The 13,134-nt window shown below is 69.3% G+C and carries 16 protein-coding genes; 11 read left to right on the top strand and 5 right to left on the bottom strand.

Features of this window, described 5'->3' with window-relative positions; genetic code table 11:
* Positions 1–168: 168 nt before the first annotated feature.
* Entirely contained in the window at positions 169–1,158 is a 990-nt protein-coding gene (locus AC3XYG_RS39595) for a 2-hydroxyacid dehydrogenase (RefSeq protein ID WP_489145409.1), read from the bottom strand.
* A gap of 137 nt (positions 1,159–1,295) precedes the next feature.
* Between AC3XYG_RS39595 and AC3XYG_RS39590 the strand changes: the two genes are divergently transcribed.
* The 5 genes from AC3XYG_RS39590 to AC3XYG_RS39570 all read left to right on the top strand — a co-directional run bounded on the left by AC3XYG_RS39590 (position 1,296) and on the right by AC3XYG_RS39570 (position 4,054).
* Positions 1,296–2,033, top strand: a complete 738-nt coding sequence (locus tag AC3XYG_RS39590; protein ID WP_489145408.1) for a CDP-alcohol phosphatidyltransferase family protein — start codon at positions 1,296–1,298, stop codon at positions 2,031–2,033.
* Positions 2,030–2,776 carry an FkbM family methyltransferase gene (locus tag AC3XYG_RS39585; protein WP_489145407.1) on the top strand — a complete coding sequence of 249 codons (747 nt, stop codon included), beginning with the start codon at positions 2,030–2,032 and terminating at the stop codon, positions 2,774–2,776. Before AC3XYG_RS39590 ends, AC3XYG_RS39585 begins: the two co-directional genes overlap by 4 nt.
* On the top strand, positions 2,773–3,528 hold the full coding sequence (locus tag AC3XYG_RS39580; RefSeq protein ID WP_489145406.1) for a RibD family protein: 756 nt from the start codon (positions 2,773–2,775) through the stop codon (positions 3,526–3,528). Before AC3XYG_RS39585 ends, AC3XYG_RS39580 begins: the two co-directional genes overlap by 4 nt.
* 66 nt (positions 3,529–3,594) lie before the next feature.
* Positions 3,595–3,798 (top strand): type II toxin-antitoxin system RelB family antitoxin, encoded by a 204-nt coding sequence (relB, locus tag AC3XYG_RS39575; protein ID WP_489145405.1) that lies wholly within the window; start codon positions 3,595–3,597, stop codon positions 3,796–3,798.
* Positions 3,773–4,054 (top strand): type II toxin-antitoxin system RelE/ParE family toxin, encoded by a 282-nt coding sequence (locus tag AC3XYG_RS39570; protein WP_489145404.1) that lies wholly within the window; start codon positions 3,773–3,775, stop codon positions 4,052–4,054. Before relB ends, AC3XYG_RS39570 begins: the two co-directional genes overlap by 26 nt.
* A 149-nt stretch (positions 4,055–4,203) precedes the next feature.
* Here the strand turns inward: AC3XYG_RS39570 and cysC are convergent, their stop codons facing one another.
* Genes cysC through AC3XYG_RS39555 form a run of 3 tightly spaced genes read right to left on the bottom strand, consistent with a single transcriptional unit; the run spans position 4,204 to position 7,641 of the window.
* The gene (cysC, locus tag AC3XYG_RS39565) at positions 4,204–6,102 is read right to left on the bottom strand and encodes an adenylyl-sulfate kinase (protein ID WP_489145403.1); all 1,899 of its coding nucleotides are present in this window, start codon (positions 6,100–6,102) and stop codon (positions 4,204–4,206) included.
* 1 nt (position 6,103) lies between these two features.
* Complete coding sequence (gene cysD / locus AC3XYG_RS39560; protein ID WP_489145402.1) at positions 6,104–6,898, bottom strand: sulfate adenylyltransferase subunit CysD; 795 nt, start codon at positions 6,896–6,898, stop codon at positions 6,104–6,106.
* A 17-nt stretch (positions 6,899–6,915) separates the two neighbouring features.
* Positions 6,916–7,641 (bottom strand): phosphoadenylyl-sulfate reductase, encoded by a 726-nt coding sequence (locus AC3XYG_RS39555; RefSeq protein ID WP_489145401.1) that lies wholly within the window; start codon positions 7,639–7,641, stop codon positions 6,916–6,918.
* A 123-nt stretch (positions 7,642–7,764) separates the two neighbouring features.
* Between AC3XYG_RS39555 and AC3XYG_RS39550 the strand changes: the two genes are divergently transcribed.
* The 3 genes from AC3XYG_RS39550 to AC3XYG_RS39540 all read left to right on the top strand — a co-directional run bounded on the left by AC3XYG_RS39550 (position 7,765) and on the right by AC3XYG_RS39540 (position 10,930).
* Positions 7,765–9,483 carry an NADPH-dependent assimilatory sulfite reductase hemoprotein subunit gene (locus AC3XYG_RS39550; RefSeq protein WP_489145400.1) on the top strand — a complete coding sequence of 573 codons (1,719 nt, stop codon included), beginning with the start codon at positions 7,765–7,767 and terminating at the stop codon, positions 9,481–9,483.
* On the top strand, positions 9,483–10,055 hold the full coding sequence (locus AC3XYG_RS39545; protein WP_489145399.1) for a precorrin-2 dehydrogenase/sirohydrochlorin ferrochelatase family protein: 573 nt from the start codon (positions 9,483–9,485) through the stop codon (positions 10,053–10,055). The genes AC3XYG_RS39550 and AC3XYG_RS39545 overlap by 1 nt, the downstream gene beginning before the upstream one ends.
* A 356-nt stretch (positions 10,056–10,411) precedes the next feature.
* Positions 10,412–10,930 carry an HD domain-containing protein gene (locus tag AC3XYG_RS39540; protein ID WP_489145398.1) on the top strand — a complete coding sequence of 173 codons (519 nt, stop codon included), beginning with the start codon at positions 10,412–10,414 and terminating at the stop codon, positions 10,928–10,930.
* Positions 10,931–11,063: 133 nt separating this feature from the next.
* Here the strand turns inward: AC3XYG_RS39540 and AC3XYG_RS39535 are convergent, their stop codons facing one another.
* Complete coding sequence (locus AC3XYG_RS39535) at positions 11,064–11,534, bottom strand: Lrp/AsnC family transcriptional regulator (RefSeq protein ID WP_489145397.1); 471 nt, start codon at positions 11,532–11,534, stop codon at positions 11,064–11,066.
* Between the two features lie 129 nt (positions 11,535–11,663).
* Here AC3XYG_RS39535 and AC3XYG_RS39530 point away from each other — a divergent pair, with 129 nt between their 5' ends.
* The 3 genes from AC3XYG_RS39530 to AC3XYG_RS39520 all read left to right on the top strand — a co-directional run.
* Entirely contained in the window at positions 11,664–12,080 is a 417-nt protein-coding gene (locus AC3XYG_RS39530; protein WP_489145396.1) for a DUF2000 domain-containing protein, read from the top strand.
* 83 nt (positions 12,081–12,163) lie between these two features.
* Positions 12,164–12,856 carry an HAD hydrolase-like protein gene (locus tag AC3XYG_RS39525; RefSeq protein WP_489145395.1) on the top strand — a complete coding sequence of 231 codons (693 nt, stop codon included), beginning with the start codon at positions 12,164–12,166 and terminating at the stop codon, positions 12,854–12,856.
* Between the two features lie 86 nt (positions 12,857–12,942).
* Positions 12,943–13,134, top strand: a 192-nt coding sequence (locus AC3XYG_RS39520; protein WP_489145394.1) for a hypothetical protein, incomplete at its 3' end; no start/stop codon positions are given.

Genomic DNA, 13,134 nt, shown 5'->3' with positions numbered 1-13,134 from the left:
ATTCCCACCACCGTCATTGCGAGCGCAGCGAAGCAATCCATAGAGCAGCCCGTGCGGCGCCATGGATTGCTTCGTCGGCTTCGCCTTCTCGCAATGACGATGAGGAGCGAGCGGGCCGAACAGGTCTCGCGCAGCGGGAGGAGCCACGCGAAGGCCGGGCCTCACCAACTAGAATTCGGTTTCCAGCACCTGGTCCGGCGGCACATGGCCGTCGATGAAGCTGCGGATGTTGACGATCACCTTCTGGCCCATGTCGATGCGGCCTTCGAGGGTGGCCGAGCCCATATGCGGCAGCAGCACCACATTGGGCAGCTTCAGCAGCTTCGGGTTGACGTTCGGCTCGCGCTCGAACACGTCCAGCCCGGCGCCGGCCAGTTCCCCCTGCTTCAGCATCTGCGCCAGCGCCGTCTCGTCGATCACCTCGCCGCGCGACGTGTTGACGATCAGCGCATGACGGCGCAGCAGCTTCAGCCGCCGGGCCGACAGCAGATGGAAGGTCGCCGGCGTGCGCGGGCAGTTGACCGAGACGATGTCCATCCGCGACAGCATCTGGTCCAGGCTCGGCCAATAGGTCGCGTCCAGCTCCGCCTCGACCTCGGCATGCACCCGGTGACGGTTGTGGTAGTGCACCGACAGGCCGAAGGCGCGGGCGCGCCGTGCCACCGCCTGGCCGATCCGGCCCATGCCGATGATGCCCAGCCGCTTGCCGCCCAGCCGGGCGCCGAGCATGCCGGTCGGGCTCCAGCCGGTCCATTGCGCGGCGCGGACCAGCCGCTCGCCTTCCGCCAGGCGGCGCGCCACCGACAGGATCAGCGCCATGGTCATGTCGGCCGTGTCCTCGGTCAGGACGCCGGGGGTGTTGGTCACGGTCAGCCCGCGCGCCTTGGCGGCGACGAGGTCGATGTGGTCGACGCCGGTGCCGAAGCTGGCGATCAGCTTCAGCTGCGGCCCCGCCTGGGCCATCAGCGCGGCGTCGATCCGGTCTGTGACCGTCGGCACCAGCACGTCGGCCTCACGCACCGCGGCGGCCATCTGCTCGGGCTCCAGCGCCACGTCGTCGTGGTTCAGCCGGGTCTCGAACAGCTCCATCATCCGGGTCTCGATGACATCCGGCAGCTTGCGGGTGACGATGACGAGCGGACGTTTTCTCTCGGCCATGGTTCAACCAGTCCTCGACACCGTGTTTGCGCCATAGAGCAAGCCGGGCCCATGCTTGTCCAGAGCCCGCCTGTGACCCATGTCACCCCGTGGCCGAACAGTGATGTGGAATAACGGGTCCGCCGGCGAGGAGAATCATGCGGGACGAGACCGATCTTGGGGTGTTGCAGCGGCAGGCGCGCCTGCCGCTGGTGACCGGAGCGCTGGCGCTGGCCGTGCTGGCGCTGCCGGTGGCGGCCGACCCGACGCTGGGCGCCTTCTTCATGGCGCGGGCGGAGCTGCTGTATGCCGGCATCGTCTCGCTGATCCTGTTCGGCCTGGCCGCCCATGCGCCGCATCGCCGTTTCGGCGTGGCCAACACCGTCACCCTGTCGCGCATCGTGGTGATCTGCCTGCTGGCCGCGCTGATGGGAACGGCGGCGCCGGACGAGGATTGCCTGTGGCTGATCGCCGCCCTCGGCGCCGTGTCGCTGGCGCTCGACGGCGTCGATGGCTGGGTGGCGCGGCGCAGCGGCCTGGCATCGCGCTTCGGCGCCCGCTTCGACATGGAGGCCGATGCCTTCTTCGTCCTCGTCCTGTCCGTCCTGGCCTGGCAGTGGGACAAGGTCGGCGTGTGGGTGCTGCTGATCGGGGCGATGCGCTACCTCTATGTCCTCGCCGGTGCCGCCTGGCCCTGGCTGCGCGGGCCGGTGCCGGACAGCTTCGCCCGCAAGGTGGTCTGCGTGATCCAGATCCTGGTGCTGATCGCCTGCCTGCTGCCGCCGGTGACGCCGCGCCTGGCCGCCGGGCTGGCGGCGGCGGCCCTGGCCGCGCTGCTGTGGTCCTTCGGCCGCGATGTCGTCTGGCTGTGGCGGCAGCGGCGCGTCCTGATATGACCGCCATTGCCCGCGCCGCCGGCATCGCCCGGTCGCTCGCCATCTATCGCGGCATTCCCGGCCGGTCGGCCCGCTTCCGCCGCTTCTTCGCCGAACTGGTCCGGCCCGGTGACCTGTGCTTCGACATCGGCGCCCATGTCGGCAACCGCAGCCTGTGCTGGGCCGGGCTCGGCGCCCGGGTGGTGGCGGTCGAGCCGCAGCCGGCCCTGGCCCGGCTGCTGCGCCGCAGCTTCCGAGCCCACCCCGGCATCACCCTGGTCGAGACCGCGGTCGGCGCCGCGCCCGGCACCGCCACCCTGCATCTGAGCAGCCGCAACCCGACCGTCGCCAGCCTGTCGCGCGGCTGGATCGACACCGTGTCGCGGACCAACGGCTTTGCCTCGGTCCGCTGGGACCGGACGCTGACGGTGCCGGTGACGACGCTGGACGCGCTGATCGAGCGCTTCGGCGTGCCCGATTTCTGCAAGATCGATGTCGAAGGCTTCGAGGCCGAGGTGCTGGCCGGGCTGTCGCAGCCCCTGCCCGGCCTGTCCTTCGAGTATGTCCCGGCGGCGCCGGCGGACGCGATCGCCGCGCTGGATCGGGTCGAGGCGCTGGGCCGATATCGCTTTCAGGTGTCGATCGGTGAAACCGGACGCTTCCTGTGGCCGAACTGGCAGGATGGGCACGAACTTCGCGCCTGGTTGTTGACTCTCTCGCCGGCGGACCGCTCCGGCGACATCTACGCGCGAACCGAGGGATGATGGACACCGCCTGGGTCTGGCTGCTCGACCGCCGCGCCGGCCGGCCGGAGACACCGCTGCCGGACGAGAACGACGCACGTGAGCGGATCGAGCTGCTGCGCCCCTTCGCCGAGGCGGAGGGCAGCTTCGCGTTGGCCCATCTCGGCCAGAGCATCGACGGCCATATCGCCACCGGCTGCGGCCAGTCGCAATTCGTCACCGGCCCCTGCAACCTGGACCATCTGCACCGGCTGCGGGCGCTGGCCGATGCGGTGCTGGTCGGCGCCGGCACCGTGGCGCATGACGATCCGCGCCTGACCACCCGCCGGGTCGACGGGCCGAACCCGGTGCGGGTGGTGCTGGACCCCGGCCGCCGGCTGGACAGCACACATGGCCTGTTCACCGACGATGCCGCGCCGACCCTGCTGCTGTGCAGCGCCGACCGGGCCGACCAGCCGGCCGGTGGGGCCGAGATCATCGGGCTGGACGAGCCGACGCCAGCCGCGGTGCTGGCGGCACTGGCCGAACGCGGGCTGCGCCGGGTGCTGATCGAGGGCGGCGGCATCACCGTGTCGCGCTTCCTGGCCGCCGGCGTGCTGGACCGGCTGCATGTCGCGGTGGCGCCGATCATCATCGGCTCCGGCAAGCGCGGCCTGAGCCTGCAGGAGATCGCGCATCTCGACCAGGCGCTGCGCCCCCCCTGCCGCACCTACGCCATGGGCGGCGACGTGCTGTTCGACTTCGACCTGCGCGGGACGGCCGCGGCCGGCTAAGGCCTGCGCCGGGACGAGTGACGCCGACCGATGGTTTTGGGTCCTGAAAGCGCCTATATTGGACTCATGAGCCGCGCCCTGACCCCGATCGAATCCGAGTTCGCCACGGCCGAGGAGGCCGAGGCCTACGACCGATGGTTCCGCGCCAAGGTGCAGTCGGCGCTGGACAGCACGCAGCCGCCGGTTCCCCACGACGAGGCGATGGCACGCCTGCGCGCACTGATCGACGAAAAGCGCCGCGGCCATGCTGCCCGTAAGCTGGAACGCTGAAGCCCTCACCGATCTCGAACAGATTCTCGGCTACATCGCCGAGCACAATCCGACTGCGGCAGACCGGCTGCTGGCCGTCGCCGTCCACGCAGCAGAGCAGATCTCGGAGCACCCATACCTGTACCGCCCGGGCCGCGTCGCCGGCACGCGCGAAGCCGTGATCCACCCGAACTACATCCTCGTGTATCGGGTCGGCGCATCGGCGATCGATATCCTGAGCGTCCTGCACGCCCGACAATCCTATCCGCCAGCCTGAACCGCGCCGGGACGCTGGGTGGAATGGGGCCGCGCCAAATAGCGGAGTAGGTTGGGTTCGCCTCGGCGAACCCAACACGCAGATCCGGCGGAAGGATGTTGGGTTCGCAAATGCGAACCCAATCTACGCAATGACCTCGACAGCCACCGTCAGATCGACGGATCGACGCCTTCCGCCACCCGCTTGGCCGAGCCGGCGAAGCTGGTGATGGTGAAGGATTCCAGGAGGTCGATCGCGGCATCGATCGGCATCGTGCCGGTGTCGATGGCCAGGTCCGGCGTCTCCGGCGCTTCATAGGGCGCGGATACGCCGGTGAAGCTCTGGATCTCGCCGCGGCGCGCCTTGGCATAGAGCCCCTTGGGGTCGCGCTGTTCGCAGATCGCCAAATCGGCCTTGACGAAGATCTCACGGAAGCCGTCGCCGATCACGTCGCCGGCCAGCGCCCGGTGCCAGCGTTCCGGCGAGATCAGCGCCACGATCGCGATCAGCCCGGCCTCGGCGAACAGCCGCGCCACCTCGGCCGCGCGGCGCACATTCTCGGCCCGGTCCTCGGTGGAGAAACCGAGGTCGCGGCCCAGGCCGGTGCGCAGCGAATCGCCGTCCAGCACCGTGGTCTGCCAGCCGCGGGCGAACAGCCGCAGTTCCAGCGCCGTCGCCAGCGTCGACTTGCCGGAGCCTGACAGGCCGGTCAGCCAGACCACGCCGCCGGAATGGCCATTGGCCAGGCGCCGGGCCGGCGCATCGACCCGCCGTTCGGTCGGGAACAGCAGCCGGCTGTCGCCCGTGGCGTCGAGGATGGTGACACCGCCGACCACGTCATAGCCGTCGATCAGCACGCCGCGGCCGGTGCCGGGCAAATCGGCATGGCGGTCGAAGGCCATCGCCGTACGGCCGACCACCTCAATCTCCGCCGTCTCGTTGCGCCGCACCAGCTCGGCCGTGCGGGTCTCCAGCGTGTGGACCTCGACCACATGGTCGATCCGCTCCACCGTCACCGTGTGCTCGGCGGTGGCCAGGCGGAGCGTCAGCCGGGCGCCGGGGCGCAGCGGTTCGCGCGCCAGCCAGAACAGCCGCAGCTTGATCCGCATCGCGGTCGGCGGCGCCGCCTCGGCCAGAGTCGCGATCTGGCCGCGCTCGACGAAAATCGGCGGGTCCAGCGTCAGCCCGACCGCCTCGCCGGCCTTGGCGATGGTCTGGTCCGCCGCCGCCGGCCAGTTCTCGATCGAGGCGATGCGCGCCACCTTGCCCGACGGGGCGAAGCGCAGCATCTGGCCGACCTTGAGCGTGCCGCTCTCGATCCGGCCGGCGACGATGCGCCGGTCGTCGAATTTATAGACATCCTGCACCGGCAGGCGCAGTGGCCGGTCGGTCGATGTCGGCGCCGCCTCCAGACCATCCAGCGCCTCGACCAGCGACGGCCCCTCGTACCAGGGCATCAGCGCCGAGCGGGTGACGATGTTCTCGCCATGCCGGGCGGCGAGCGGCACCACCACCCAGGGGGTGATGCCGACGCTGTTGAGATAGGCCGAGATCTCGTCGGTCACCGCCTGGTAGCGGGCCTGGTCGTATTCGACCAGGTCCATCTTGTTGATCGCCACCACCACCTGGGTGATGCCGAGCAGGCCGAGGATCAGGGCATGGCGGCGCGACTGCTCCAGCGTGCCCTCGCGGGCATCGACCAGCAGCAGGGCGGCATCGGCCCCGGCGGCGCCGGAGACCATGTTCTTGAGGAATTCGGCATGGCCCGGCGCGTCGATCAGCACATAGCGCCGGCGGGCGGTGCGGAACTGCACCTCGGCCGTGTCGATGGTGATGCCCTGGTCGCGCTCCGACTGCAGCGCGTCGATCAGGAACGACCATTCGAACGGCATGCCGCGCTTCTTGCTCATCGCCTCGACGGCGGTGACGCGCTCGGGGCCGAGGGTGCCGGTGTCGTGCAGCAGCCGGCCGATCAGGGTCGACTTGCCGTGATCGACATGGCCGGCGATGACGACGCGCAGGGTGCGGGCGGCGGCGAGCGCCGGGTGCAGGGCGACGATGCCTTCCATGTCACATGTACCCCGCGCTGCGGAGGCGTTCGAAGCCGTCCTCGGTTTCGTTGTCGATGATCCGGCCGGAGCGTTCGGAGACCTTGGTCGTCTCCAGCTCGGCGATGATCGCGTCGATGGTGTCGGCGTCGCTTTCGACCGGCAGGGTGATGTTCTTCTCGCCCAGCGAGCGGTAGCGCAGCCCGTCCTTGGCCAGATACAGCGGCACGATCGGGATGCCTTCGCGCTGGGTGTAGCGCCAGACGTCGATCTCGGTCCATTTCAGGATCGGGTGGATCCGGACATGGGTGCCGGGTTCGAACCGGGTCTTGTACTGGCCCCAGAATTCCGCCGGCTGGTCGGTCACGTCCCAGCCGCCCTCGAAGCTGCGCGGGCTGAACACCCGTTCCTTCGCCCGCGTCCCCTGCTCGTCGCGGCGGATGCCGACGATGATGCCCTCGAAGCCCTCGCGGTGGATCACCGACTTCAGCCCCTCGGTCTTGCGCGCCGCCGCCCGGGCGCCGGCCGCCAGCGTCGGGTCCATCCCCGCTTCCGGCGGGCAATCCTCGATGATCAGCGGCAGGTTCCATTCGCGCACCAGCCGGTCGCGGAACTCATAGACTTCCGGCAGCTCCATATGGGTCTCGAGCTGGACCAGCGGGAACGGGATATGGCCGAAGAAAGCCTTGCGCAGCAGCCACAGGATGAGAGTCGAATCCTTGCCGATGGACCAGAGCAGGCCGAGACGATCGATACGGGCAAAGGCTTCGCGGAGAATCGTGATGCTCTCCGCTTCCAGTTCGTCGAGATGATTCATTTTCTGGGGGGTATCGCTCAAAGAGAAGCAGGATCGGCGGGGCGATGGATGCCGCATTCGGTCTTGGCCTGGCCAGACCAGCGGCCGGAGCGCGGGTCGGCGCCAGGCGCCACCCGCTCGGTACAGGGCATGCAGCCGATCGAGGGGAAGCCGTCGGCTTCCAAGGGATGGTGCGGCAGGCCGCGGGCCTCGAATTCCGCGGCGACCCGGTCGGGCGCCCAGCTGGCCAGCGGGTTGATCTTGAACCGGCCCTCATCCGGCGCCCATTCGACCGCCGGCAGCACCGCGCGGGTGGTCGCCTGGAAACGCTTGCGCCCGGTGATCCAGCCGCCGAAGCCGGTCAGCGCCCGCGCCAGCGGCTCGACCTTGCGCAGGCCGCAGCAGGCATCCGGGTCGCGCTGGAACAGCAGCAGGTCGGGGTCGAGCCGGGCGACCGCCGCCGAGTCGGGCTTGACCGAGCGCACATCGGTCAGGCCGAGCTGCGTCACCAGCATGTCGCGGTAGCGCAGGGTCTCGCCAAAGTGTCGCAGGGTGTCGAGGAAGATCACCGGCGTGGCCGGCGCGACCTCCGCCACCAGGGCCAGCAGCACCGCCGCTTCGGTGCCGAAGGACGAGACCAGGGCGATGCGGCCAAGCCGTGATTCCGCCAGCGCTTTTTCGATCAGGACGCGCCCGTCCAGCCCGTCGAACTGGGCGGCGATCAGCTCCGGATCGAGCTGCGAAGATGCGGCGGCGGCAGGCATCGGGTTCTCATCATCAGCAAATTGCCCGTACTTTCCTGTAAAATATGGCCTATTTGCTGGTTGACTGTGTGTGAATCCCGAAGCTAATGTCAACACTCAATTTGTGGATAAGAACGCCGCCTCATGTCCGCCGATCACTCCGCCGCCCCCGCGGCGCCGCCGAAGCTTTCCGCCGTCGAAGGCGTGAAGGAACAGAGCCGATTCCTGCGCGGCGACATCGCCGCCGACCTGACCGCCCCCGGCACGTCGGTCACGGAAGCTAGCTATAACCTGCTGAAATTCCACGGCAGTTATGAGCAGTACGATCGTGACACCGCGACCGCGCTGAAGAAGCAGGGGCTGGAGAAGGAATACCAGTTCATGATCCGCGCCCGGATTCCGGGCGGGCGGATCACGGCGGACCAGTATCTCGCCCTCGACGCCATCGCGGACAGATATGCCAACGGAACGGTGCGGATTACCACGCGCCAGGGCATCCAGTTCCACGGCGTTCTGAAGGGAAATCTGAAGCCCACCATCGCCGACATCAATCACTCGCTGCTGACCACCATGTCGGCCTGCGGCGACGTGGTGCGCAACGTCATGACCACCCCGGCGCCGATCCGCGACGCGGTGCACGGCCGGCTGGAGGCCGACGCCCGGTTCCTGTCGCAGCGCCTGCTGCCGAAGAGCCGCGCCTATTACGAGATCTTCCTGGACGAAGAGAACCTGACGCCGGACGCGCCGGTGGCGGAGCCGCTGTACGGCACCACCTACCTGCCCCGGAAGTTCAAGATCGGCCTGGCGGCACCCGAGGACAACACGGTCGACATCCTGACCCACGACCTCGGCGTCCTCGCCGTGTTCGAGGGCGATCAGCTGCAGGGCTACAACCTCAATCTCGGCGGCGGCCACGGCCTGACCCACACCAAGCCCGGCACCTATGCCCGCATGGGCTCGCCGATCGCCTCGGTCGGCCCGGGCGAGCTGCTGCAGGGCGCCGAAGCGGTGATCCGGCTGTACCGCGACCACGGCAACCGTGCCGACCGCAAGCGCGCCCGGCTGAAATACGTGCTTGATGACATGGGGCTGGACTGGACCCGGACGGAGCTGGAGCGCCAGTTCGGCCGCGCCCTGGCCGACCCGCTGCCGCACGCCCCGTTCCAGGTGCCTGACCATCTCGGCTGGCACGAGCAGGGCGACGGCCGCTTCTGGCTGGGCCTGCCGATCGCCAGCGGCCGTATCCAGGACGGGCCGCAGATCCGCCTGCGCACCGCGCTGCGCACGCTGTTCGAGAACTGGGCCAAGCCGGCGGTGCTGACGCCGCAGCAGGACATCCTGATCGCCGACATCGCCGCCAATGAGCGCGACGAGATCGAGGCCCATCTGCGCAGCCACGGCGTGGTGTTCGCCGAGGAGCTGACGGCGGTGCGGCGCTGGGCCCTGGCCTGCCCGGCCCTGCCGACCTGCGGCCTGGCCCTGTCCGAGGCCGAGCGCATCCGCGAGCCGCTGATCGATTCGGTCGAGGTGGCGCTGCGCAAGCACGGGCTGATCGACGAGCGGATCAGCATCCGCATCACAGGCTGCCCCAACGGCTGCGCCCGACCCTATGCAGGCGACATCGGCTTGGTCGGCCGCACGCCGGGCACCTTCGCCCTGTTCGTCGGCGGCGATTTCGAAGGCACGCGGCTGAACGCCAAGCTGACCGAGAAGGTGCCGGAGGCGTCGATCGCCGACACGCTGGACCCGCTGTTCGGCGCCTTCGCCAAGGAACGGCTGCCGGGCGAAGGCTTCGGCGACTATTGCCATCGCCAGGGGCTGGAGCGGCTGGCCACGCTGCTGCCCGGTGGAAAGGCGCTCTGATGCTGCCGATCTCGCTGTGCCCCGAGGCGGTGCCGGTCGCGCTGGTCGGCATCGGCGACAAGACGGTGCATCGCCTCGCCCAGCTGGATGAGGGCGGCTTCACCGTCATCGTGTTCTCCGACGCGCCATCGCCGGACTTGGTGCTGGCGGCCGGTCCGCGGCTGCGGCGCCGGCTGCCCAATGCCGCCGATCTCGGCGTCCAGCGGCTGCTGCTGGTGGCCGACGACATCGACGAGGCCCGCGCCGCCGACCTCGCCTTCCTCGCCCGCCAGCTCGGCCTGCTGGTCAATGTCGAGGACCGCACGGCGCTGTGCGACTTCCACCTGCCGGCGATCGTGCGCCGCGGCGACCTGGTGGTGGCGATCTCGACCGGTGGGCAGAGCCCCCGGCTGGCCGGCCGGCTGCGCCGCGCAGCCGAAAAGCTGATCCATCGCGACTGGGGCGCCCGCCTGGCCCGGCTGGGCCTGCTGCGGGCCGAGCTGCGGGCGCAGGGCCATGGCCCGACCGAAATCGCCCGCGCCGTGGATGCGGTGATCGACCGCGAAGGCTGGCTGGACCGGCCGGGGGCCTGACGCCTTGCGTTGCCTCTCCCGCTTGCGGGAGCTTTTTCAGAACAGACCGAGCCCGTCTTTTCCTTGTCCCCCCTCCCCTTGCGGGAGGGGGTAGGGGGAGGGGTCTGCGCGCGTCCGCGCGAATGGGCAAGGACCTCGCCGCGCAAGGGCTGGTTCGCTGCCGAGCACGGCTGGATCTGGCGTTGACACCCCCTCCCCCTACCCCCACCCGCAAGGGGAGGGGGGACTCAATAATGCTGGCCCTGAGTCTCGTATCGATCGTTGCGATGCGTTTGCCCCGAGGCCTGACCGTCCCGGCTTTCCCGGCCGCGATTCGGGCCCTATCGTCCGGCCGTCTTCACAGCCGACCATGCCCCATGACCATCGACCTCGCCGCCGCCGAGGCCCGCCTGGAACAGGCGGCCGCCGCGGCCCTGCCGCCCGGCGACGGGTCGCACGACCTCACCCATCTGCTCCGCGTCCGGGCCAATGCCCGCGCCATCTCGATGGAGGAGGCCGATGCCGGCGATCCCCTGGTGCTGGCCGCCGCCTGCTGGCTGCACGATCTGGTCGCGGTCGAGAAGAACGACCCGCGCCGGGCCGAGGCCTCGCGCCTGTCGGCCGATGCGGCGTCGGCGCTGCTGCGCGGCTGGGGCTGGGACGAGGCGCGCATCGCCGGCGTCGCGCATGCGGTCGCGGCGCACAGCTTTTCCGCCGGCATTGCGCCGGAAACGGCGGAGGCACGGATCCTGCGCGATGCCGACCGGCTGGATGCGATCGGCGCCATCGGCATGGCCGCGCCTTCTTCGTCGCCGGCCGGCTGGGGCTGGCGCTGCACGAAGCCGACGATCCTGCGGCGGCGCACCGGCTGCCCGACGACCGCCGCTTCGCCATAGACCATTTCCGCACCAAGCTGCTCGGCCTCGGCGACGGCATGCTGACCGTGACAGGCCGCCGGATCGCGGCCGGGCGGACCGCGGTGCTGCGCGACTTCCTGGACCGGTTTCTGGCCGAGATCGACGGCCGGGCCTAGACGGCGAGGGGGAAGCCCTCGAACGGCTTGATCTCCTTCAGCACGAAGGTGGTCTGCATCTCCTTGATCCCGGGCAGGCGGCGGACCACGGCCATGGCGAAATCGGCATAGCTGTCGAGGTCCGGGGCGACGACCTGCAGCAGGAAATCCGAATCCCCGGCGATGCTGTAGCAGGCCACCACCTCCCGCAGCTGCCGCACGCTCGCCGCGAATTCCTCCGCCTCCGCCGCGCTGTGGCTGTCGATCCGGACCCGGATGAAGGCCAGGACGCCGAGGCCGATCCGCCGCCGGTCCAGCGCCGCGCGGTAGCCCTGGATGACGCCGTCCTCCTCCAGCTGCCGCACCCGCCGCCAGCAGGGCGAGGTCGACAGCCCGACCTCCGCCGACAGCGCTTGGTTGGTCAGCCGGCCATCCTGCTGCAGGGCGGCGAGGATGCGGAGGTCGACCGGCTCCAGCGGGTTCGGCATGATCTACCCTGTAAATGACTCCATCCGGTAAATCCTACCGATATTGCCGCCCCCAGCACAAGGATAGGCAGGATCGTCCAGCGAGCGAGCGTTATCCTTCCAGGCACCGCCATCGTCGCGAAAGCCGTCATGACCCCCGATCTGCGCCTTGCCATCGTCGTCAACCCGGAGCTGTCGCTGGGGCTGATCGCCAACACCGCCGGCGCCATCGCCATCGGCCTGGGCGCCACGGTCCCGGCCCTGGCCGCGCGCCGGCTGACCGACCGCAGTGACCGCGCGGTCGACATCATCTCCAGCCAGCCCGTGCCGATCCTGCAGGCCGACGGGGCCGCGATCCGGGCGCTGATGCTGAAGGCCCTGGCCCAGCCTGGCGAGCGGGCGGTGGTGCCGTTCCCGGCCTTCGCCCGGTCGCAGCATGTCTATGCCGAATACGCGGCTGCCTTCCCCGGCCGCGACCTGAGCGAGGAGACGATCGACGGCCTCGGCATCGCCGGCCCGGCGAAATGGGTCCGCTCCCTGACCGGCGCGCTCAAGCTGCTGCGGTAGGCCTGGAGTCAATCGGCGGGAAGGGACGGCAAACGGTCCGCGGCTGCTCTGCTCAAGGCACCATGTAGCAAGCTAGGCGTGTCATGTTACGCTCCGTCATGTCCCCTCACACGACCTCAGTCCTTCTGGACCTCGATGGCACCTTGATCGATTCGCAACCTGGCATCCTGATGAGTTGCCGGGTTGCGCTTCGTGCCCTGGGCCATATGCCGGAACCGTCGCTGGATTTATCCGCAATCATCGGCCCGCCGATTGACGACGTCATGCGGGTGCTGCTGAAGCCCTTCGGCGATGACCGGATCGTTGAAGCAGTGGCTGCTTATCGGGCGGATTATGGCCAGAATGGCCTGTACAATAGCCTTCCCTATCCGGGGATCGCTCAAGCATTGGCAGAGATGCAGCAGTCAGGCGCACGGCTGTATATCGCAACTTCCAAACGTAGGGAGTTTGCTCTGCGTATCCTTGAGCATCTAGATCTTGCCGTTCTTTTTGACGGCATCTTCGGCTCCGAGGATGGCGGCGCCTTGGACCAAAAGTCGGAACTTATTTCCCACGTCATCGAGCGACACGCACTGGCGCGGAGTCACTGCGTCATGGTGGGTGACCGTCGATATGACGTCATTGGAGCTCACGCGAACAAGATGCGAGCTCTTGGCGTACTTTGGGGATACGGCACTCGTGATGAGTTGGAGGTCGCGGGCGCGGATGGTCTTGTCGCAGAGCCCGCGGGCCTTCCGGTGGCCGTCCTAGCGATGGTCACGTCTGGCATGAAGTGACGGCTTTGGGCCGAAAGCCGCCATGACTGGGCCCGGTGGCAGGCGGCCATTGCCCCGATCGCGGCAACGCTGATACAGCCCCACGCATGACATCGGAGATCCGCATCCGCGCCGCGCGTCCGGAGGACCGGGACGCACTCGGCGCCCTCAAGCTGCGCGCGTCGCTGGCCTGGGGCGAGCATGTCGCGGCGCTGCGGGCGATGCCCGAGGCGCGGCAGGTCCCAGCCGAACACCTGGCCGCGATCATCGTCGCGGAGATCGGCGGCGCCATCGCCGGC

The organism is Inquilinus sp. (genome assembly GCF_057815775.1).
Note: the sequence above shows the minus strand (reverse complement) of the source record. Positions and strands in the feature narration are given on the sequence as shown.